At 65.6% G+C, this 19,218-nt stretch carries 18 protein-coding genes; 16 read left to right on the plus strand and 2 right to left on the minus strand.

Going from position 1 to position 19,218, the window contains the following annotated elements; all coding sequences use genetic code 11:
- Nucleotides 1–2: 2 nt before the first annotated feature.
- The 7 genes from A5658_RS18445 to A5658_RS18475 all read left to right on the plus strand — a co-directional run bounded on the left by A5658_RS18445 (nucleotide 3) and on the right by A5658_RS18475 (nucleotide 8,417).
- On the plus strand, nucleotides 3–1,214 hold the full coding sequence (locus A5658_RS18445; RefSeq protein WP_067338289.1) for an MCE family protein: 1,212 nt from the start codon (nucleotides 3–5) through the stop codon (nucleotides 1,212–1,214).
- On the plus strand, nucleotides 1,211–2,251 hold the full coding sequence (locus A5658_RS18450; RefSeq protein WP_067338292.1) for a virulence factor Mce family protein: 1,041 nt from the start codon (nucleotides 1,211–1,213) through the stop codon (nucleotides 2,249–2,251). Before A5658_RS18445 ends, A5658_RS18450 begins: the two co-directional genes overlap by 4 nt.
- Complete coding sequence (locus A5658_RS18455) at nucleotides 2,248–3,777, plus strand: MCE family protein (protein ID WP_067338295.1); 1,530 nt, start codon at nucleotides 2,248–2,250, stop codon at nucleotides 3,775–3,777. The genes A5658_RS18450 and A5658_RS18455 overlap by 4 nt, the downstream gene beginning before the upstream one ends.
- Nucleotides 3,778–3,783: 6 nt before the next feature.
- Nucleotides 3,784–5,292, plus strand: coding sequence for a virulence factor Mce family protein (locus A5658_RS18460; RefSeq protein ID WP_067338298.1), 1,509 nt, complete (start codon nucleotides 3,784–3,786; stop codon nucleotides 5,290–5,292).
- A complete protein-coding gene (locus A5658_RS18465; protein WP_231997359.1) occupies nucleotides 5,289–6,431 on the plus strand; it encodes a virulence factor Mce family protein in 1,143 nt (380 codons plus the stop codon). Before A5658_RS18460 ends, A5658_RS18465 begins: the two co-directional genes overlap by 4 nt.
- On the plus strand, nucleotides 6,431–7,978 hold the full coding sequence (locus A5658_RS18470; protein WP_067338302.1) for an MCE family protein: 1,548 nt from the start codon (nucleotides 6,431–6,433) through the stop codon (nucleotides 7,976–7,978). The genes A5658_RS18465 and A5658_RS18470 overlap by 1 nt, the downstream gene beginning before the upstream one ends.
- A gap of 67 nt (nucleotides 7,979–8,045) precedes the next feature.
- On the plus strand, nucleotides 8,046–8,417 hold the full coding sequence (locus A5658_RS18475; RefSeq protein WP_067338305.1) for a DUF427 domain-containing protein: 372 nt from the start codon (nucleotides 8,046–8,048) through the stop codon (nucleotides 8,415–8,417).
- Here the strand turns inward: A5658_RS18475 and A5658_RS18480 are convergent.
- Nucleotides 8,414–8,857, minus strand: coding sequence for a nuclear transport factor 2 family protein (locus tag A5658_RS18480; RefSeq protein WP_156751529.1), 444 nt, complete (start codon nucleotides 8,855–8,857; stop codon nucleotides 8,414–8,416). The two genes, A5658_RS18475 and A5658_RS18480, sit on opposite strands and share 4 nt — an antisense overlap.
- Before the next feature lie 54 nt (nucleotides 8,858–8,911).
- On the opposite strand from A5658_RS18480, the gene A5658_RS18485 reads away from it, so the two are divergent.
- The 9 genes from A5658_RS18485 (at nucleotide 8,912) to A5658_RS18525 (ending at nucleotide 17,518) form a co-directional block, all read left to right on the plus strand.
- Complete coding sequence (locus A5658_RS18485) at nucleotides 8,912–9,826, plus strand: DNA-3-methyladenine glycosylase (RefSeq protein WP_067338597.1); 915 nt, start codon at nucleotides 8,912–8,914, stop codon at nucleotides 9,824–9,826.
- A gap of 45 nt (nucleotides 9,827–9,871) precedes the next feature.
- A complete protein-coding gene (dps, locus tag A5658_RS18490) occupies nucleotides 9,872–10,420 on the plus strand; it encodes a DNA starvation/stationary phase protection protein Dps (RefSeq protein ID WP_067338308.1) in 549 nt (182 codons plus the stop codon).
- A gap of 69 nt (nucleotides 10,421–10,489) precedes the next feature.
- Nucleotides 10,490–11,464: a pirin family protein gene (locus A5658_RS18495; RefSeq protein WP_067338311.1), complete on the plus strand. Its 975-nt coding sequence runs from the start codon at nucleotides 10,490–10,492 to the stop codon at nucleotides 11,462–11,464.
- Nucleotides 11,465–11,518: 54 nt separating this feature from the next.
- Nucleotides 11,519–12,154 carry a TetR/AcrR family transcriptional regulator gene (locus A5658_RS18500; RefSeq protein ID WP_067338315.1) on the plus strand — a complete coding sequence of 212 codons (636 nt, stop codon included), beginning with the start codon at nucleotides 11,519–11,521 and terminating at the stop codon, nucleotides 12,152–12,154.
- A gap of 63 nt (nucleotides 12,155–12,217) precedes the next feature.
- On the plus strand, nucleotides 12,218–13,177 hold the full coding sequence (locus A5658_RS18505; RefSeq protein ID WP_067338319.1) for an SAM-dependent methyltransferase: 960 nt from the start codon (nucleotides 12,218–12,220) through the stop codon (nucleotides 13,175–13,177).
- Between the two features lie 9 nt (nucleotides 13,178–13,186).
- The gene (locus A5658_RS18510; RefSeq protein ID WP_067338321.1) at nucleotides 13,187–14,125 is read left to right on the plus strand and encodes a class I SAM-dependent methyltransferase; all 939 of its coding nucleotides are present in this window, start codon (nucleotides 13,187–13,189) and stop codon (nucleotides 14,123–14,125) included.
- Between the two features lie 81 nt (nucleotides 14,126–14,206).
- Nucleotides 14,207–15,625 (plus strand): aldehyde dehydrogenase family protein, encoded by a 1,419-nt coding sequence (locus A5658_RS18515; protein ID WP_067338325.1) that lies wholly within the window; start codon nucleotides 14,207–14,209, stop codon nucleotides 15,623–15,625.
- Between the two features lie 50 nt (nucleotides 15,626–15,675).
- Entirely contained in the window at nucleotides 15,676–16,539 is an 864-nt protein-coding gene (locus tag A5658_RS18520; RefSeq protein WP_067338328.1) for an SDR family oxidoreductase, read from the plus strand.
- A 10-nt stretch (nucleotides 16,540–16,549) separates the two neighbouring features.
- On the plus strand, nucleotides 16,550–17,518 hold the full coding sequence (locus A5658_RS18525; RefSeq protein WP_067338331.1) for an NADPH:quinone oxidoreductase family protein: 969 nt from the start codon (nucleotides 16,550–16,552) through the stop codon (nucleotides 17,516–17,518).
- 67 nt (nucleotides 17,519–17,585) lie between these two features.
- On the opposite strand, the gene A5658_RS18530 is transcribed toward A5658_RS18525, so the two are convergent.
- Complete coding sequence (locus A5658_RS18530; protein ID WP_067338334.1) at nucleotides 17,586–19,097, minus strand: PE-PPE domain-containing protein; 1,512 nt, start codon at nucleotides 19,095–19,097, stop codon at nucleotides 17,586–17,588.
- Nucleotides 19,098–19,218: the final 121 nt, after the last annotated feature.

A 19,218-nucleotide genomic window follows, 5' to 3' on the forward strand; every position in this document is an offset into this window, starting at 1 on the left:
TCATGAGGCCGAAGGAGCGAAGGACCCGGACGTGGCCGGACACCGCCGCCGGTCTGGGCCTGTTCCTGACATGCGCGGTGCTACTTGCGTTGGTATACGGGCAGTTTCGCGGCGACTTCACTCCCAAGACCACGCTGACGATGTTGGCTGCCCGCGCCGGCCTGGTGATGGACCAGGGGTCCAAGGTCACCTACAACGGCGTCAGCGTCGGCCGGGTCGCCGGGATCACCGAGGTGGAGCACCGCGGCAAACCCGCCGCTCGCTTCACCTTGGACGTCGACCCGCAGTACGTTGACCTGATTCCGGCCAACGTCGTCGCGAAGATTCAGGCGACCACGGTGTTCGGCAACAAATACGTGTCATTGACATCGCCCAAAAATGCTGCGCGGGAGCGTGTTACACCGTCAATGGTGATTGATGCCACCTCGGTGACGACGGAGTTCAACACCGTGTTCGAGACGCTGGTCGAGCTGGCCGACAACGTCGACCCGGTGAAGGTGAACCTCACACTCAGCGCCGCCGCCCAGGCGCTCACGGGATTGGGCGACAAGTTCGGCCAGTCGATCGTCAACGGCAACAAGATCCTCGACCACGTGAACCCCCGAATGCCGACGATCCGCCACGACATCCACCAACTCGCGGCGCTCGGCAACGTCTACGCAGCGGCGGCTCCGGATCTCTTCGATGCGATCGACAATGCCGTCGCCGCGGCGCGCACGCTCAACCGTCATCAGGCCGAGCTCGACGCGGCCCTGCTCGCCGCGGTTGGCTTCGCCAACACCGGCAACGACATCTTCACCCGCGCCAAGCCGTTCCTGGAACGACTCACCGCCGACCTGAAACCCACCGCTCACCTACTCGATACGTACAGCCCCGAAGTGTTCTGCACGCTGCGCAATTTCGCGGACGTCGCACCCAAAGTTGCTCAGCTGGAAAGCGGTAACCACTATTCGGCACAACTCGGTGTGGCGATCACCGGCGCGGAGAACCCGTACGTGTATCCGGACAACCTGCCGCGTGTCAACGGCCGCGGCGGACCGAACGGTAAGCCGGGCTGCTGGCAGCCGATCACCCGGGACCTGTGGCCGGCGCCGTATCTGGTGATGGACTCCGGCAACAGCATTGCGCCGTACAACCACTTCGAGCTGGGGCAGCCGCTGGCCAACGAATACGTCTGGGGCCGCCAATACGGGGAGTACACGATCAACCCATGAGAATCAACGGAACTGTCGCCCGGCTCGCAGCAGTCGTGTCCGTTCAATTGTTCTTCACCGCCGTCATCGTCGTGGTGTTCGGCCAAATTCGCTTCGATCGGACCAATACTTATTCCGCGGAGTTCAGCAATGCCAGCGGGCTACGTGCCGGGCAGTTCGTCCGCGCGTCCGGGGTGGAAGTCGGCAAGGTCAAAAAGGTCGATCTGGTCGACGGGGACAAGCGGATCCGGGTGGAGTTCGCGGTCGATCGCTCGGTGCAGCTGTACCAGTCGACGACCGCGCAGATTCGTTACCAGGATCTGATCGGTAACCGGTACCTCGAAATCAGCCGAGGGTCTGGTGAGAACGCTGAAAGAACTTTGCCGCCAGGCGGATTCATTCCGCTGTCGCGGACCCAACCGGCGTTGGATCTCGACGCGCTCATCGGTGGATTCAAGCCGCTGTTCCGGGCGCTGGACCCGCAGAAGGTCAACTCGATCGCGTCGTCGATCATCACCGTCTTCCAGGGTGAAGGCGGAACCATCAACGACATCCTCGACCAGACCGCACAGTTGACCGACCGACTCGCCGAAAGCGATCAGACGATCGGCGACGTGATCCACAACCTCAACGTCGTACTGGAGACCACCGAACGCCATCACGACCAACTCGATTCCACGATCGACAAATTCGAGGGCCTGATCACCGGGCTGAAAGACCGCGCCACCCCACTCGCCGACGGTACCGCGCACATCAGCAACGCCGCCGGAACAGTCGCCGATCTGCTCTCGGACAACCGAGCGCTGCTGCGCAACGCGGTCGCCCACTTGGAAACCCTCGCCACCCCACTCGACAACGAACGCAACCGAATCGGCGACCTCGTCGGCAAGGTCCCCGCCGCGTTCGACACCGTCGGTCGCGCCAGCGGAATCTACGGCGACTTCTTCAACTTCTACCTCTGCGACCTGTCGCTGAAAGTCAACGGGCTGCAACCCGGCGGACCCGTGCGCTCGGTCAAGCTACTGAGTCAGCCGTCGGGTAGGTGCACGCTGCAATGAGAACACTGCAGCCCGACAACCGGGTACGGGTCGGAGCGTTGGCCATCGCCATCGTGGTGCTCGTTGTCGGTGTGGGACAAAGCTTCAGCAGCCTGCCCGTACTCTTCGCAACGGCCAGTTACTACGCGCAGTTCACCGACTCGGCGGGTGTCAGCAGGGGTGACAAGGTGCGCATCGTCGGCGTCGACGTCGGCACCGTGCAGGACATGTCGATCGAGGGCGATCACATCCTGATGAAGTTCACCACCGGAACCCACACCATCGGTACCCAGAGCCGGGTCTCCATCCGCACCGACACGCTGCTGGGCAAGAAGGTCCTGGAGATCGAACCGCGCGGCGCCAAGCCGATGCGCCCCAACGACGTGCTCCCGCTGGGCCAAAGCACCACCCCGTACCAGGTGTACGACGCGTTTATCGACGTCACCAAGGCCGCCGCCGGATGGAACATCGACACGGTCAAAGAATCGTTGAATGTGTTGTCCCGCACCATCAACCAGACCTACCCGCACTTGAGTGCGGCCCTCGACGGGGTGGCCAAGTTCTCCGACATCATCGGCAAACGCGACGACGACCTCAAACACTTGCTGGCCGAAGCGCGGAAAGTGGCGGACGTTCTCGGTGACCGCAGCAAGCAGATCAACGCGCTGCTGCGCAACACCCAGACGCTGCTCGCGGCATTCAACGAACGCGGCAAGGCCATCGCGGCGCTGCTGGCCAACGTCTCGTCATTCTCCACTCAAGTGCAGGGCTTGATCAACGACAACCCGAACTTGCACCACCTACTGGAGCAGCTGCGCGGCGTCACCGATGTCCTGACCGAACACAAGAACGACCTTGCCTCCGTGCTGGCGACGCTGCGCAACTACACCGCTGCGCTCAGCGAGGCGGTAGGCTCCGGGCCCTACTTCAAGGTGATGATCGGCAACCTGCTTCCGTATCAGATCCTGCAACCGTGGGTGGACGCCGCATTCAAGAAGCGCGGCATCGACCCCGAAAACTTCTGGCGCAGTGCGGGATTGCCCGCCTTCCGGTATCCAGACCCGAACGGCACGCGTTTCGCCAACGGTGCGCCACCGCCGGCGCCGCCGGTGCTCGAAGGCACGGCGGACCATCCCGGCCCTGCTGTGGCGCCGGGGTCGCCGTGTTCGTACGCGCCGCCGGCGGAGATGTCGCCGCGGCCCGCCAACCCGATGCCGTGTGCCGGCATCGACCAGGGTCATGGTCCCTTCGGGCCGAACGGACCGTATCCCACACTGCCCGATGTACTTTCGTCACCACCCAAGCCAGACGGTCTACCGCCGAGTCCTGGAATACCCGACGCCGGACTGCCTGGTGCCCCGGCACCGAACGTCCCGGGTACACCGGTGCCGCTGCCGGCGAACCCGCCGCCCGGAGCGCGACGCGAGAGCCTGCTGCCGCCCGGTCTGCCTCCGCCGCCTGCCGTCTCGCCCGCGCCGGCGCCGCCGCCGGGACCGGGCCCGCAGCTCCCGGCGCCGTTCATCACACCCGGCGGGGACGGGGGATAGCGGTCGATGAGCACCATTTTCGACATCCAGAAGCTGCGGCTGCCGCAGTTATCGAGGGCGGCGGTGGTCATTGGTTCACTGGTCGTCGCGGTGGGGCTTGTTGCCGGCGTGGTGGGTTGGCAGCTCTACCAGAGGCTGACCAACAACACCGTGGTGGCCTACTTCCCCGCGGTCAACGCCCTATACACCGGCGACAAGGTGCAAATCATGGGCATCCGCGTCGGCGCCATCGACAAGATCGAACCCACCGGCGACCGGATGAAAGTCACGTTCCACTACCGCAACAAGTACAGGGTGCCCGCCGATGCGTCGGCGGTGGTGCTCAACCCGACGCTGGTGGCCTCGCGCAGCATCCAGCTGGAACCCCCGTACAAGGGCGGCCCGGTGCTGGCCGACCGCGCGGTGATTCCGATCGAGCGGACCCAAGTGCCGGTGGAGTGGGATGAGCTGCGCAACAGCGTGACTCACATCATCGACAGGTTGGGACCCGGCAAGGATCAACCCAAGGGGCCGTTCGGTGATGTCGTCGAGGCCTTCGCTAACGGCCTCGAAGGCAAGGGTCAACAGATCAACACCACGCTCAACAGTCTGTCCAACGCCCTGAGCACGCTCGACGAAGGCCGCGGCGACTTCTTCGCGGTCTTGAGAAGTCTGGCAATGTTCGTCAACGCGCTGCATCAGGACGATCGGCAGTTCGTCGCGCTGAACAAGGATCTGGAACAACTGTCCGACAACCTCGTCAGCTCCGATCAGGCTGCCGCCAACGCCATTCGGGACACCGACAGCGTGCTGTCGACCGCACAGAGATTCCTGGCCGAGAACCGCGACGCCCTGACTCACGACGTCAACAACCTCGGCGATGTGACCACGACGATCATGCAACCCGAGCCGCGGGACGGTTTGGAGACCGCGCTACACATTCTGCCCAACATGGCGGCCAACGTGCTGGCGATCTACGAACCGGCTCACGGCAGCCTCAGCGGCGTGGCCGCGTTCAACAATTTCGCCAATCCAATGGAGTTCATCTGCAGCGTGATTCAGGCCGGCAGCCGACTCGGCTATCAAGACTCGGCGGAACTCTGCGCACAGTACCTGGCGCCGGTCCTGGACGCGATCAAGTTCAACTACTTCCCATACGGGATCAACTTGTTCAGCGCCGCGGACACACTGCCGAAGAACATCGCCTATTCCGAGCCGCGCCTGCAGCCACCGCCCGGCTTCAAGGACACCACGGTACCGGGTATCTTCTCGCCGGATACCCAATGGTCGCACCGTAATTCGGAGCCCGGCTGGATCGTTGCCCCCGGCATGCAGGGCGTGCAGGTCCAGCCCGCCACCAAGAACCTGCTGACGGCCGCGTCGCTGGCCGAGTTGATGGGCGGTCCCGACATCGCGCCACCACCCGTGGGGCACACCATGACCGGGCCCCCGAACGCCTACGACGAGAACAATCCGCTGCCACCTCCGTGGTATCCACAGCCGTTGCCATCACCTGCACCGGGACCGGGCCGGTGAGCGCGGCGCCGCTGATCGGACGCACGGTGTGGCAGGCGCTGGCGGTGATGGCAGCGGTGCTGATGCTGACGTCATGCGGCAATTGGCGCGGCATCGCCAACGTGCCGCTGCCCGGCGGGCCCGGTAGCGGGCCGGGGTCCTACACGATTTACGTGCAGATGCCAAACACGATGGCGCTCAACGGAAACAGCCGCGTTTTGGTGGCCGACGTCTTCGTCGGCACGGTGCGCTCGATCGACCTGAAGAACTGGGTCGCCACGCTGACCGTCGATCTGGACAAGGGCGTCCGACTGCCGAAGAACGCGACCGCCAAGATCGGTCAGACCAGCCTGTTGGGCTCGCAGCATATCGAGTTGGCGGCGCCACCCGACCCGTCGCCTCAGTTGTTGAAGGCCGGCGACATCATCGCGCTGAGCAACTCGTCGACCTATCCCTCAACCGAGCAGACGCTGGCCAGCCTGGCGATGGTGTTGCGCGGCGGAGGAATCCCGAACCTCGAGGTGATCCAGAACGAGGTCTACAAGATCCTGGCCGGGCGGGCGCAGCAGATCCGGGACTTCCTGGGCAAGCTCGACACCTTCGCCACCGAGCTGAACAAGCAGCGGGAGGACATCCACCAGGCGATCGATTCCACCGACCGGCTGCTGGGCTACGCCGCAAGACGTGCCGACACGCTGGACCGTGCGCTGACCGAATTCCCGCCGCTGGTCCAGCATTTCGACCAACAGCGGAATCTGTTCGCCGACACGGTCGAAGCGGTCGGCCGGATCAGTAGCGTCACCGACCAGACCTTCAGGGCCTCGCGTGCCGACCTACATGAGGATCTCCAAGACCTTCAGCGGCCGCTGAAACAACTCGGCCGGGCCGCACCGTATCTGGTCGACGCGCTGACGCTGCTGCTGTCGCCGCCGTTCAACATCGACAGCGTGCCGAAGATCGTTCGCGGCGATTACATCAACGTCTCCGGCGCGCTGGACCTCACCTTGAGCACCGTCGACAACGCGATCTTCACCGGGACCGGATTCTCCGGAGCGTTGCGTGCCCTCGAACAGTCCTGGGGTCGCGACCTTTCGACGATGGTTCCCGATATCCGCTACACCCCGAACCCGGCAGACGCGCCGGTGGAACGGGGCGAGTGATGCTGACCCGGTTCATCCGCAATCAGCTGATTGTGTTCGCCGCGTTGACATTAGCCGCGCTGCTCGCGCTCGGCTGGTTCTACCTGCGCATCCCGAGTCAACTCGGGGTGGGCCAGTATCGCCTGATCGTCGAGTTGCCCGCGTCAGGCGGTCTGTACCGCACCTCGAATGTGACGTACCGGGGTATCCAGATCGGCAAGGTGGTCAAGGTCGAGCCTACCGAGCACGGTGTCAGAGCGATACTGAGCATCGACGACCGCTACAAGATCCCGGTCGACGCGTCCGCCAACGTGCACTCCGTCTCGGCGATCGGCGAGCAGTATGTCGACCTGGTCTCGGCCGGCGACCCGGGGAAGTTCTTCTCGCCGGGCCAGACCATCACCAAGGGCACGGTGCCCAGCGAGATAGGCCCGGCGCTCGACGCGGCCAACCGCGGGCTGTCGGTGCTGCCCAAACGCAAGATCGCGGCGCTGCTCGACGAAACATCGCTTGCCGTAGGCGGTTTGGGGCCGGCGCTGCAGCGACTCGTCGACTCGACGCAGTCGATCGTCGGCGACTTCGAAGCCAGCCTGTCCGACGTCGACGACATCATCGGCAACGCGGAGCCGATCCTGGACAGCCAGGTGGATTCGGGCGACTCGATCGCGCAGTGGTCACGCAACCTCAGGGTGCTCACCGCCCAGATAGCGCACAGCGACCCACATCTACAGGGACTGCTGTCGAAGGGCGCACCGACCGCGGAGCAGGTCAACAGTGTCTTCAGCGACGTCCGGGAGTCGCTGCCGGCGACCATCGCCAACCTCGAAGTCGTCGCCGACATGCTCAAGCGCTACAACGCGGGCCTCGAACAATTGTTGGTGTTCCTCCCAGAGGTGGGATCGGTGGCCGAGACGTTGGTCGCGTCGGCGCCGGGTGCCGTGCTGATGACCCTCAATCTGTCACTGAACAATCCGCCGCCATGCCTGACCGGATTCCTGCCCGCCTCGGAGTGGAGATCGCCCGCCGACACCAGCCGCGCGCCGCTGCCGTCCGGAACCTATTGCAAGATCCCGCAAGACACGCAGGCGAACGACGTCCGCGGCGCCCGCAACTATCCCTGCGTCGACGTCCCCGGCAAGCGCCGGGCGACCCCGCGGGAGTGCCGAGACAACAAGCCCTACGTGCCGCTGGGCACCAACCCCTGGTATGGCGACCCGAACCAGATCCGCAACTGCCCGGCGCCGGGCGCGCGCTGCGATCAACCCGTCGACCCCGGCAAGGTGATACCGGCGCCCTCGGTCAACAACGGGATGAACCCGATACCGGCCGATCGGCTCCCCCCGCCAGCGCCTCCGGTCACCGATCCGCTGGAGCGGCCCGGGGCGGGCTCGGTGCATTGCAACGGTCAGCAACCCAACCCGTGCACCTACACCCCGGCCGCTCCGAGCGCGATCTACCTGCCCTCCAGCGGCGAAGTGGTCGGGCCCGACGGCGCCAGATACTCCCTCGAGGACTCGCGCCACACCGGCGACAACGGGTGGAAAGACATGCTCGCACCGGCGGGCTGAACCGCGACGGGAATCTTGTGCGGCTGGCAGTGTTGAAACAGCTATTCGCATATGAGGAGACGTCGTGATGACCAGTCGACCAGTTTTGGAACCCACCGCCGAGCATCCGATCACCGTCAACCCGACCGGGAAACGGGTCGTGGTTCGCGTCAACGGCGAGATCGTCGCCGACACCACCGAAGCCCTGGAGTTGCAAGAGTCCACTTATCCTGCGGTGCAATATATTCCGTTCAAAGACGTCGTCCAGGACGTGCTCACCCGGACGGACACCAGCACCTATTGCCCGTTCAAGGGCGAAGCCGGGTATTACAGCGTGACCACCGGCGGCCGCACGGTCGACGACGCGATCTGGTTCTACGAGCAGCCCTACCCGGCGGTGGCGGCAATCGCCGGTCACGCGGCGTTCTACCCCGACAAGGCGGACATCACCGTCGGCTAGGCGCTGGCCAGGCCGAACATGTGCGCGGTCAGCTGGGTGTCGCTGTATTCGCGCAATGAGGTGATGAGCCCGTCGCGAGTTTCGAAGATGAACACGGCCGGGCTGTTGTAGTGAACGCCGTCGCTGGTCTCACCGTCGGCTTCGGCTTCGATGACCACGCTTTCGCCGTCGTTGAAGCACTGGAGGAAGTCCAGGTTCAACTCGACGCCCTGCTTGCGCCGGTCGACCTCCTCGCGCAACTCCGCCTTGTCGAGCGAGTGGCGGGTCACGATGCTCCAATACGTGAAGTCGTCGCTGAGCAACTCGAAGCATTCGTCGACGTCGGAGCCCTGGGTCAGGCACTGCAAGAACATCCACGCCAACTCGGCGGACGGATCGTCGAAGGGGGTGGTCACCTCGCCATCCTGGCGCGAAAGCCAGTCGCCGGTCAATGACGCCATCGACGGTCATGGGCCCGACCTATGATCGAGGAGATCGAGCAGCGGCGGGAGCAGATGGTGGGTAGCGCTCGCACGGTGACATTCCCCAGTCCGGTCAGCCCCGGAAACACTCTTTTTCCACTGCGCCGAGGCCCGGGTGACCCGTGCTTCCAGGTCGACGCCGACGGCGCGATCTGGCGAACCAGCTTGCTGCGCAGCGGATCTGTCACCGCGCGGATCGGCCGTGTCGCCGCCAACGCGGTCGACTGCACCGCGTGGGGGAGCGGCGCCGAGGAGTTCCTTGATGCGCTTCCGGCGATGCTCGGCGCCCACGACGACCTGTCCGGGTTCGAGCCGCTTGACCCGATCGTCGCGAAGGCGTATCGACGGGTGCCGCATCTGCGACTGGGCCGGACCGATCAGGTGCTGGAGGCGCTGATCCCCGCCGTGCTCGAGCAGCGGGTGCCGGGTAAGGATGCGTTTCGCGCCTGGCGGTTGCTGGTGACCAGGTTCGGAACACCGGCACCGGGCCCCGCGCCGCAGCGGATGCGGGTGCCGCCGTCGGCCGAGGTGTGGCTCCGCATTCCGTCGTGGGAATTCCACCGCGCCAACGTCGATCCGGGCCGGGCCCGCACCGTCGTCGGCTGCGCCCAGCGGGCATCGTCACTGGAGCGGCTGGCGGCGCGGCCCGCCGATAAGGCGCGCGCGGCACTGACGTCGTTGCCGGGCGTCGGGATCTGGACGGCGGCCGAGACCGCGCAACGCGCGTTCGGCGATCCCGATGCGCTGTCCGTCGGCGACTATCACATCCCCAAGATGATCGGCTGGACGTTCCTCGGCCGACCGATCGACGACGACGAGATGGTCGAACTCCTCGAACCGATGCGGCCGCATCGTCACCGGGTGGTTCGGTTGCTGGAGGCCAGCGGACTGGCCTACGAGCCCCGCCGTGGTTCGCGGTTGCCGCTCCAGGACATTCGCGGGCTGTGACGCGCGCCGGGGTTACTCCCGGCGGTCATCGGGTACTTGACGCGCATGACTCAATTCACCGTGCCCGGCCTGACCGACCAGCAGGCCGCCAAAATCGCTGACCTGCTGCAGAAGCAGCTGAGCACCTACAACGATCTTCACCTGACGCTCAAGCATGTGCACTGGAATGTGGTGGGCCCCAACTTCATTGGTGTGCACGAGATGATCGACCCGCAAGTGGAGCTGGTGCGTGGCTACGCCGACGAAGTGGCCGAGCGGATCGCCACGCTCGGCGGCTCGCCACAGGGCACTCCGGGCGCGATCCTGAAAGACCGCACCTGGGACGACTATTCGGTGAGCCGCGACACCGTGCAGGCGCACCTGGCCGCTCTGGACCTGGTCTACAACGGCGTCATCGAAGACACTCGCAAGGCCATCCAACAAACCGAAAAGCTCGACCCGGTCACCCAGGACATCCTGATCGACCACGCCGCCGAGTTGGAGAAGTTCCAGTGGTTCGTGCGCGCACACCTCGAAAACGCGGGCGGGTCCCTGGCCCACGCAGGCAAGTCCACTGAGAAGACTGCGGCGAAGTCAGCCAAGGGCAAGAGCTGACGCCGTCTGTCGTGGAATAATCGGACCGCGGTCCGGTTATAGCGGGTATCCGAAACAAGGAGGCCCGAGATGCCCGCGATCACCGCAGACACATTGACCTTGCCGCGGGTGGCCGCGGCAGCTCCGATCGACACCGAACGACCGGTCCGTTCGATCACCACCGGCCCGCGCGGTTACGAGGGAGAAGGATTCCCCGTGGTCCGCGCGTTCGCCGGCGTCAGTAGCGCCGCGCTGGACCCGTTCGTCCACATGGACCAGATGGGCGAGGTGGAATACCTGCCGGGCGAGCCCAGGGGGACCGACTGGCATCCTCATCGCGGGTTCGAGACCGTCACCTACATGATCGACGGACGCTTCGCCCACCAGGACTCGCACGGCGGTGGCGGGCTGATCGCCGACGGTGCGACCCAGTGGATGACCGCGGGTGCGGGCATCCTGCACATCGAGACGCCGCCGGCCGACCTCGTCGAAAGCGGCGGGGTGTTCCACGGGATCCAGTTGTGGGTCAACCTGCCGAAAAAGGACAAGTTCGCCACTCCCCGCTACCAGTCGATCGAGGGCAGCGACGTCGCCCTGCTGTCGTCCGACGACGGTGGGGCGCTGATCCGCGTCATCGCGGGCGAGGTCGACGGCCATCACGGACCCGGCGTCACACACACGCCAATCACCATGGCGCACGCGACGATTCAGCCCGGCGCGCGATTGAACATCCCGTGGAACCGGGACTACAACGCGCTGGTGTACGTGCTGGCCGGCCGCGGCTCGGTGGGGCCGGTGTCGCATCCGGTGGAGCAGGGCCAACTGGTGGTGCTGGGGCCGGGCGACCGCATAACCGTCAACGCCGCGCCGTCGCAGGAGTCACGGATTCCCGCGCTGGAGGTGCTGATTCTGGGCGGGCAGCCGATCCGCGAGCCGGTGTTCCACTACGGCCCGTTCGTGATGAACACCAAGGCCGAAGTGATCCAGGCGCTTGAGGACTTCCAGGCCGGCAAATTCGGCAGCATTCCGCCCGACGGATTGATGCCCCACAGGGCGGCTGGCTAACAGTCGGGTCAATTTTGTGAGAGCCGCAGGTGTGAGCTATGGCACAATCTAAGCGTGGTTCAGCCAGCGAGCCGGGGACCAGGACGTCCCCCCGCAGCAAAGGCGGCTGAAACGCGTAAACGCATTCTGCGTGCAGCCCGCGAAGTATTCAGCGAACGAGGGTATGACGCGGCCACCTTCCAGGCGATTGCGATCCGGGCCGACCTGACCCGGCCCGCGATCAACCATTACTTCGCAAATAAACGCGTCCTGTATTGGCAGGTTCTGGACGAGACCAACAACGCGATGGTCGCTGCCAGCACTCAGCGGGCAAGCAGTGAGACGACGCTGATCGGTCGGGTCTCGGCCTTCATCGAAAGCGCCACCGAGGCCGAACTCGACAACCACGCTGCGTCAGCGTTTTTGATCGCCGCGACACTGGAATCGCAGCGTCATCCGGAATTGAGCCGGCCCGGCAGCGACTCGGTGAACACAACGCGGGCGTTCCTGCTGTGGGCGATCAACGACGGCATCCAGAGCGGCGAACTGAACGCGGACACCAACGCCGTCGCGCTCACCGAGATGCTCCTCGCGGTTCTGTTGGGCGTCGGCTTCTACGCTGGCTTCGTGGGTAGTCGCGACGAGTTCGACGCCATCACTGACCAGCTGAAACTGTTGCTGACCCGGAGCCTGGCGCGGCCGTCCGATTAGCCGAGTGATGTAGCGCACACAACCATATAGATTGCCTAAGTTATTAGGTAGCATGTGGACGCTATGACTGGTGTATCTAACCCGCCCTCCGTCCGTTCCGAAGGCGATAGCTGGGACATCACCGAAAGCGTGGGCGCCACCGCCCTGAGCGTGGCCGCGGCCCGAGCCGTCGAAACCGGGTCCGAGCGTCCCCTGATCCGCGACCAGTTCGCCTACCTCCTGGTCTCCAGTGCGGGCCAGCCGTGGGAACGGCTGGCCAGTTCGCTGGAGTGGATCGGCGACGACGACCACGGGCGGCGGGCCCACCGGCTAGCCATCGACTACCAGGCCGTTCGCACGCACTACTTCGACGCGTTCTTTGCCGACGCCGTCGCGGCCGGTATCCGGCAGGTCGTCATCCTCGCGGCGGGGCTCGATTCCCGCGCCTTCCGGCTCGACTGGCCCGCCGGCACGACCGTCTACGAGATCGACCAGCCACAGGTGGTCGCCTACAAGACCACCACGCTGGAGTCGGCCGGCGCCGCGCCGACGGCCGAGCGACGGACCGTCCAGGTAGACCTGCGCGACGACTGGGCCGCCGCGTTGACCGCCGCCGGTTTCGACCCGCGCCAGCGGACGGCGTGGCTGGCCGAGGGGCTGCTGCCCTACCTGCCGGCCGAGGCCCAGGACCGCCTGTTCGACATCCTGACCGGCCTGAGCGCTCCCGGCAGTCGGGTGGCCGTCGAAGCGTTCAGCCTCGGGGCGGCCGACAGCGAGGCGCGCCGGGTCGCGCGCCGGGCCCGGTTCGACCGCATGCGCCAACGACTCGGCCTGGACATCAACGTCGAGACCCTGACCTACCAGGAAAGCGAACGCGCCGACGCCGCCGACTGGCTGACCGAGCACGGCTGGCACGTCAACGCCGTCAGCAACGCCGACGAGATGGCGCGGCTCGGGCGGGCGATTCCCGCCGACCTGGCCGACGAGGCCTTCACCACCACACTGCTGCGCGCCGAACTCGGCGCGACCGGCCGACAACGATAAGGAACCGCAATGAGCGCCCTGCGTAGCCACGACGACACCTGGGATATCACCGAGAGCGTGGGCAGCACCGCGGTCATGGTGGCCGCCGCCCGTGCCGCCGAGACCGACAAGCCGAACCCCCTGATCCGCGACCCGTTCGCGAAGATCTTGGTCAACGAGGCCGGCACCGGGGTGTGGGAGAAAATGCTCGACAGCTCGCTGCTCGACAAGGTGGCCGACATCGACGCCGAGGCCGCGGCGATCTTCGAGCACATGCGCGGCTACCAGGCGGTGCGCACCCACTTCTTCGACGCCCACTTCGAAGGCGCGGCCGCCGCCGGCATCCGGCAGGTGGTCATCCTGGCGTCCGGGCTGGACTCCCGCGCCTACCGGCTGGACTGGCCGGCCGGCACCACCGTCTACGAGATCGACCAGCCCAAGGTGCTGGAGTACAAAGCGGCCACGCTGGCCGCGCACGGCGCGGCACCGTCGGCCGACCGCCATGAGGTGGCGATCGACCTGCGTCAGGACTGGCCCGCGGCGCTGATCGCCGAGGGCTTCGACCCGAAGGCGCCGACCGCTTGGCTGGCCGAGGGTTTGCTGATGTACCTGCCCGCCGACGCCCAGGATCGACTGTTCGCCCAGATCACCGAGTTGAGCGCGACCGGCAGCCGGCTCGCTGCCGAAACCGCGGCCAACCACGCCGACGAGCGCCGTCAGGAAATGCGGGAGCGCCTTGACCGGGTGGCCGAGAAGCTTGGGATCGAGCGCAACGTCGACATCCAGGACCTGATGTACCGCGACGAAGCGCGCGCCGACGTCGCCGTGTGGCTCAACGACCACGGCTGGCGGGCCACCGCGCAGAACTCCGGCGACGAAATGCGCCGGCTGGGCCGCTGGGTCGAGGGTGTGCCGTCGGCTGACGACAAGCAAGCGTTCTCGCAGTTCGTGACCGCTGAACGCGCCTGACGGGACAGCCAGGGGGACCCTGTTGCCCAACCGGGTGGTTGATTAGGATTGGGATTTCGCCGGTCGAGGAAGGGAATCCCGATGACCACCGAGATCACTGCCCCAGCTGCACCTACGACGCCAGCCTCGGGTTCGGATGTCGCCAAGACGGTCGCACGGTTACGTCAGACGTTCGCCACCGGTCGCACCCGAAATGTGGAGTGGCGCAAAGCGCAATTGAACGCACTCAAGCGGCTGATGGTCGAGAACGAGACCAAGGTCGCCGACGCCCTGGACAAGGACCTCGGCCGGTCGCCGTTCGAGGCCTGGCTCGCCGACGTCGCGAGCACCACCGGTGAGGCAGCCTACGCGGCGAAGAACGTGGCCAAGTGGGCCAAGCGCCGCCATTCTCGACTGGAGATGTCGCAGCTGCCCGGCCGTGGCTGGGTGGAGTACGAGCCCTACGGCACCGTGCTGATCATCGGCGCGTGGAACTTCCCGTTCGCGCTGACGCTGGGCCCGGCCGCCGGTGCGATCGCGGCGGGAAACACCGTGGTGCTCAAGCCTTCTGAGGTCGCGCCGGCGTCGTCGGCGTTGATGGCCGAGCTGGTGCCGCGCTACCTCGACAACGACGCGATCGCCGTGATCGAGGGCGACGGCGCGGTTAGCCAGGAACTCATCGCGCAGGGCTTCGACCACCTGCTGTTCACCGGCGGCACCGAAATCGGGCGCAAGGTGTACGAGGGTGCGGCGTCCCAGCTGACTCCGGTGACCCTCGAACTCGGCGGCAAGAGCCCGGTCATCGTGTCGAAGGACGCCGACATCAAGGTCGCTGCCAAGCGAATCGCGTGGACCAAGCTGATCAACTCCGGCCAGATCTGCATCGCGCCTGACTATGTGCTGGCCGAGGCGCCGATCCGCGACCAGCTGGTCGACGAGATCCAGAAGGCGGTCACCACCTTCGAGGCCGAAAACGCCAGCGGCGGTAAGCGAATCGTCAACGAGCGGCATTTCAACCGGCTCACCGCCGCGCTCGCCGCGACCCAGGGAAAGGTTGCCGTCGGCGGCGGCTCGGACGCCTCGAAGCTGAACATCCAGCCGACCGTTGTCGTCGACCCCGCCACCGACGAGCCGTTGATGACCGATGAGATCTTCGGCCCGATCCTGCCGGTGGTGACCGTCCAAAACCTGGACGAGGCAATCACATTCGTGAACTCGCGGCCCAAGCCGCTGGCCGCCTACCTGTTCACCAAGGCCAAGGCCGTCCGGGAACGGGTGATCAAGGAAGTGCCGGCCGGCGGCATGGTGGTCAACCACCTGCTGTTCCATTTCGCCACCCACAAGCTGCCGTTCGGCGGCGTCGGCCCGTCCGGCCTGGGTGCCTACCACGGCAAGTTCGGCTTCGAGGAGTTCAGCCACCGCAAGTCGGTGCTGACCAAGCCGACCCGTCCCGACATCGCCAGCTTCATCTACCCGCCGTATACCGAGAAGGCGTGGAAGCTGGCCCGCCGGCTGTTCTAGCTCGCCCCAATTCCCTTGCAGGTCAATGAAGATCGAGAGATAGGAAGTTCATGCCCGGAGTGCAGGATCGCGTTGTCGTCGTCACTGGAGCCGGTGGTGGTCTGGGGCGCGAGTACGCGCTGACCCTCGCCAAGGAGGGCGCCAGCGTCGTGGTCAACGACCTCGGCGGTGCCCGCGACGGCACCGGCGCCGGACACAACATGGCCGACGAGGTCGTGAAGGAGATCAAGGACGCCGGCGGACGCGCCGTCGCCAACTACGACAGCGTGGCCGAGACCGAGGGCGCCGAGAACATCATCAAGACCGCGCTCGACGAGTTCGGCAAGATCGACGGCGTCGTGAGCAATGCCGGCATCCTGCGCGACGGAACCTTCCACAAGATGTCGTTCGAGAACTGGGATTCCGTGCTCAAGGTGCACCTTTACGGTGGCTACAACGTGATCCGCGCCGCGTGGCCGCACTTCCGCGAGCAGAGCTACGGACGCGTGCTGGTCGCCACCTCCACCAGTGGGTTGTTCGGCAACTTCGGTCAGGCCAACTACGGCGCCGCCAAGCTCGGCCTGGTCGGTCTGATCAACACGCTGGCCCAGGAAGGCGCCAAGTACAACATCAAGGCCAACGCGCTGGCTCCGATCGCCGCCACCCGGATGACCGAGGACATCCTGCCGCCCGAGGTGTTGCAGAACCTCACCCCGGAGTTCGTGGCGCCGGTGGTGGCCTACCTGTGCACCGAGGAGGTGCCCGACAGCGGTTCGATCTTCATCGTCGGCGGCGGCAAGGTGCAGCGCACCGCGCTGTTCCAGAACGAGGGCGTGACGTTCAAGACGCCGCCGTCGGTCGACGACATCGCGTCGCACTGGGGCGAGATCGACGACCTGTCGGCGGCGAAGGCGGCCAGCTTCTCGATCCGCTGATCGATACCGCATGAAAGCCTGTGTAGTACAGGAGCTTTCAGGGCCGGATGGTCTCGCGTACACCGATGCCCCGGACGTGGTCGGCAACGACCACGTCCTGGTGGTCACCGTTCGCGCCGCGGGGGTCTGCTTTCCGGACCTGCTGCTGAGCAAGGGCGAGTACCAGCTCAAGCTGCCGCCGCCGTTCATCCCCGGTATGGAGGCCGCCGGTGTGGTCGACTGGGCGCCGGAGGACTCCGAATTCAAAGTCGGCGACCGGGTTTCGGCCTTCGGGATTCTGGGCGGCTACGCCGAGCAGGTGCTGGCTCCGTTGTCGAACGTGACCCGCAGCCCCGCCGAACTCGACGACGCCGAAGCGGTGTCGCTGTTGGTGAACTACAACACCATGTATTTCGCGCTGGCCCGCCGGGCAGCGATGCGGCCGGGCGAGAGCGTGCTGGTGCTGGGCTCGGCGGGTGGTGTGGGTACCGCGGCCATTCAGGTGGCGCGCGCGATGGGTGCGAGCAAGATCATCGCGGTGGTGCACCGCACCAGCGCAATGGAATTCGTCGAGTCGTTGGGCGCCGATGTGGTGCTACCGCTGACCGACGGGTGGGCCCAGGCGGTCCGCGACCACACCGATGGCCGCGGGGTCGACATCGTGGTCGACCCGATCGGCGGCCAGGCGTTCGACGACGCGATCCGGGTGCTGGCCGTCGACGGCAAGCTCCTGGTGATCGGTTTTGCCGCCGGGTCGATTCCGACGGTGAAAGTCAACCGGCTGCTGCTGCGCAACGCCGGCGTACTCGGGGTCGCCTGGGGCGAGTATCTGCAGCAAGTCCCCGGTTCGGCGTCGGTGTTCTCCTTCGGTCTCAACCAGCTGGTCGCGGCCGGATTGAAACCGCCTCCGCCGCAACGCTATCCGCTGTCGAAGGGACGTGACGCCCTGCAGTCACTCGCCGACGGTGGCGTGTTCGGCAAGGTCGTGCTGGAGCCCTAGCAGTTTCGCCCGACTAGAAAGGCGCCGCACCGCGTGAGCGGTGACGGCGCCTTCCTTGTCCAACCTGTTAGAAGAGACCCGAGAACGCGTCCTGAATCTGCGACACCGCACTTTGGATGACCTCGAGTTCGAAGCCACCGGCAAGGGTGAAGAGCGCGGTGTCTGCCGCCACCGGCAACCCGAACGCGTCGGCGAAGTCGCCGGCGGCCAGGTTCTCCGCGAACAGGGAGAAGTCGTACGACGGGACGCTGGTCACCAGCGCATTGATGATGTCGGCCGTCGGCAGGAGCGCGGAGTAGGCCGCCGACGACGCGGTCGTGATCGCATTGACGAAATCGGTCAGCGAGGCTGCCGGGTTGGCGAGATCGGCTTGCAGCGCCGCCGCGAGCTCGGCGAGGCTCTGCCCTGACGATGCCGTCGCCGACGAGTAGGGGTCGGTGTCGGTCATCAGGTTCTGGATGCCCTGTTGGGTGAGCGTGGACAGTTGGCTAAAGACGTCGGACATGCTGACGTCGGGGAACAACCCGAAGGGGGTGTTGACGTCGGCAGGGCCGTCCGCCCAACCCTGAGATCCGTCGCCGTAGCCCAGGTTGATCAGGTACGTCAGGTCTGGCCCCAGCAACTCTTGGAGTTGTCTCGGCAGCAGCTCGACCAACGGCGCGGTGATCTCGTGTCCCGCAGCGGTGTCCGTTCCGTCGAGCGTCGTGATCATGTAGTAGTTGGTGTTGAGGTCCCCTGCCGAGACCGGCAGCGGCGTGGCGTTGTTGATGTCGCCGAGCGACGGTCCGCTTCCGAGCCCGCCGGTACCGTCACCGCCGTTCAGGTAGGTGCCATGAAGCGTCTGGATGCCTAGGAACGCGTTGAGGTCGGACAGGAAATTGAGCGGATACTTCGGGAAGTCGGCGAAACCGTCGTATTCGATCGTGTAAATCTGAGTGGCGTAATCGCTGGCGGGGGTGGCGCCGTCGAAGGAGATCCCCAGGCTCGGCAGGTCCAGCGGGAGGGTGTGGGTCGCGCCCGAGACATCGGTGAAACCGTCGAAGCGCGAGAGCAATCCACCGTTCGGCACGGTCTCGTCGGCGACGAGGAGGAAATTCACCTCGTTGTTGGGGATGCCGTCGGCCTTCAGCAACTCCATGACATTGCCGGCGATCACGGAACTCTGGGAGTAGCCGAACACCGTCGCTGTGTTGCCATTGGCGATCTCGGACTCGATTGCGTTTAGCAGAATGGTGTCGCCCTGGCCCACCGAGGTACTGCTATCCGGGAAGCCGTCGGCGCCGGACGGGTAGTTGAACGGCAGCGTGTGTACACCGGTGAGCGGGTAGAGGCCCTCGGGTGTGAAGAGACCTTCGCCGAAAGGGTTTTCCGGGGTTGCCTGGTAGAACGTGATGCCGTCGCCGTAGGTCGGAAAGAGGTAGTGCCCCGCAGCGGACTCCACGTAGTCGGCGCCGGGGATCGGGGTGCCGCTGCCGCCGAGAACAAGGCCGATGTCGTCGGCGTTCGCATTACCGGAGTTCAGCATCGCGGCCAAGCTGAGAAGACCGGCACCGGCCGTCGCGACCATTCCCAGACCCATGAGACGAAGCGTTCGACCTGACATTTTGCGACCTTTCAGGGCTGTGGCGGCGTAGGTATTCGACGTATGTTCTACTCCGTTTCGGATGACTTGTCTGAGAAATACATAGGTTTTCGTTGGT

The organism is Mycobacterium sp. 1245111.1, from assembly GCF_001673405.1.
In the GTDB taxonomy this organism is placed as follows: Bacteria; Actinomycetota; Actinomycetes; order Mycobacteriales; family Mycobacteriaceae; genus Mycobacterium.

Coding starts and splice junctions, on each gene's coding strand:
- A5658_RS18510 (WP_067338321.1), top strand. CDS start 13,187: ATGAGCGCCCTGCGTAGCCACGACGACACCTGGGATATCACCGAGAGC.
- A5658_RS18460 (WP_067338298.1), top strand. CDS start 3,784: ATGAGCACCATTTTCGACATCCAGAAGCTGCGGCTGCCGCAGTTATCG.
- A5658_RS18470 (WP_067338302.1), top strand. CDS start 6,431: ATGCTGACCCGGTTCATCCGCAATCAGCTGATTGTGTTCGCCGCGTTG.
- A5658_RS18505 (WP_067338319.1), top strand. CDS start 12,218: ATGACTGGTGTATCTAACCCGCCCTCCGTCCGTTCCGAAGGCGATAGC.
- A5658_RS18475 (WP_067338305.1), top strand. CDS start 8,046: ATGACCAGTCGACCAGTTTTGGAACCCACCGCCGAGCATCCGATCACC.
- dps (WP_067338308.1), top strand. CDS start 9,872: ATGACTCAATTCACCGTGCCCGGCCTGACCGACCAGCAGGCCGCCAAA.
- A5658_RS18480 (WP_156751529.1), bottom strand. CDS start 8,857: ATGGCGTCATTGACCGGCGACTGGCTTTCGCGCCAGGATGGCGAGGTG.
- A5658_RS18530 (WP_067338334.1), bottom strand. CDS start 19,097: ATGGGTCTGGGAATGGTCGCGACGGCCGGTGCCGGTCTTCTCAGCTTG.
- A5658_RS18455 (WP_067338295.1), top strand. CDS start 2,248: ATGAGAACACTGCAGCCCGACAACCGGGTACGGGTCGGAGCGTTGGCC.
- A5658_RS18445 (WP_067338289.1), top strand. CDS start 3: ATGAGGCCGAAGGAGCGAAGGACCCGGACGTGGCCGGACACCGCCGCC.
- A5658_RS18450 (WP_067338292.1), top strand. CDS start 1,211: ATGAGAATCAACGGAACTGTCGCCCGGCTCGCAGCAGTCGTGTCCGTT.
- A5658_RS18525 (WP_067338331.1), top strand. CDS start 16,550: ATGAAAGCCTGTGTAGTACAGGAGCTTTCAGGGCCGGATGGTCTCGCG.
- A5658_RS18485 (WP_067338597.1), top strand. CDS start 8,912: ATGGTGGGTAGCGCTCGCACGGTGACATTCCCCAGTCCGGTCAGCCCC.
- A5658_RS18520 (WP_067338328.1), top strand. CDS start 15,676: ATGCCCGGAGTGCAGGATCGCGTTGTCGTCGTCACTGGAGCCGGTGGT.
- A5658_RS18495 (WP_067338311.1), top strand. CDS start 10,490: ATGCCCGCGATCACCGCAGACACATTGACCTTGCCGCGGGTGGCCGCG.
- A5658_RS18515 (WP_067338325.1), top strand. CDS start 14,207: ATGACCACCGAGATCACTGCCCCAGCTGCACCTACGACGCCAGCCTCG.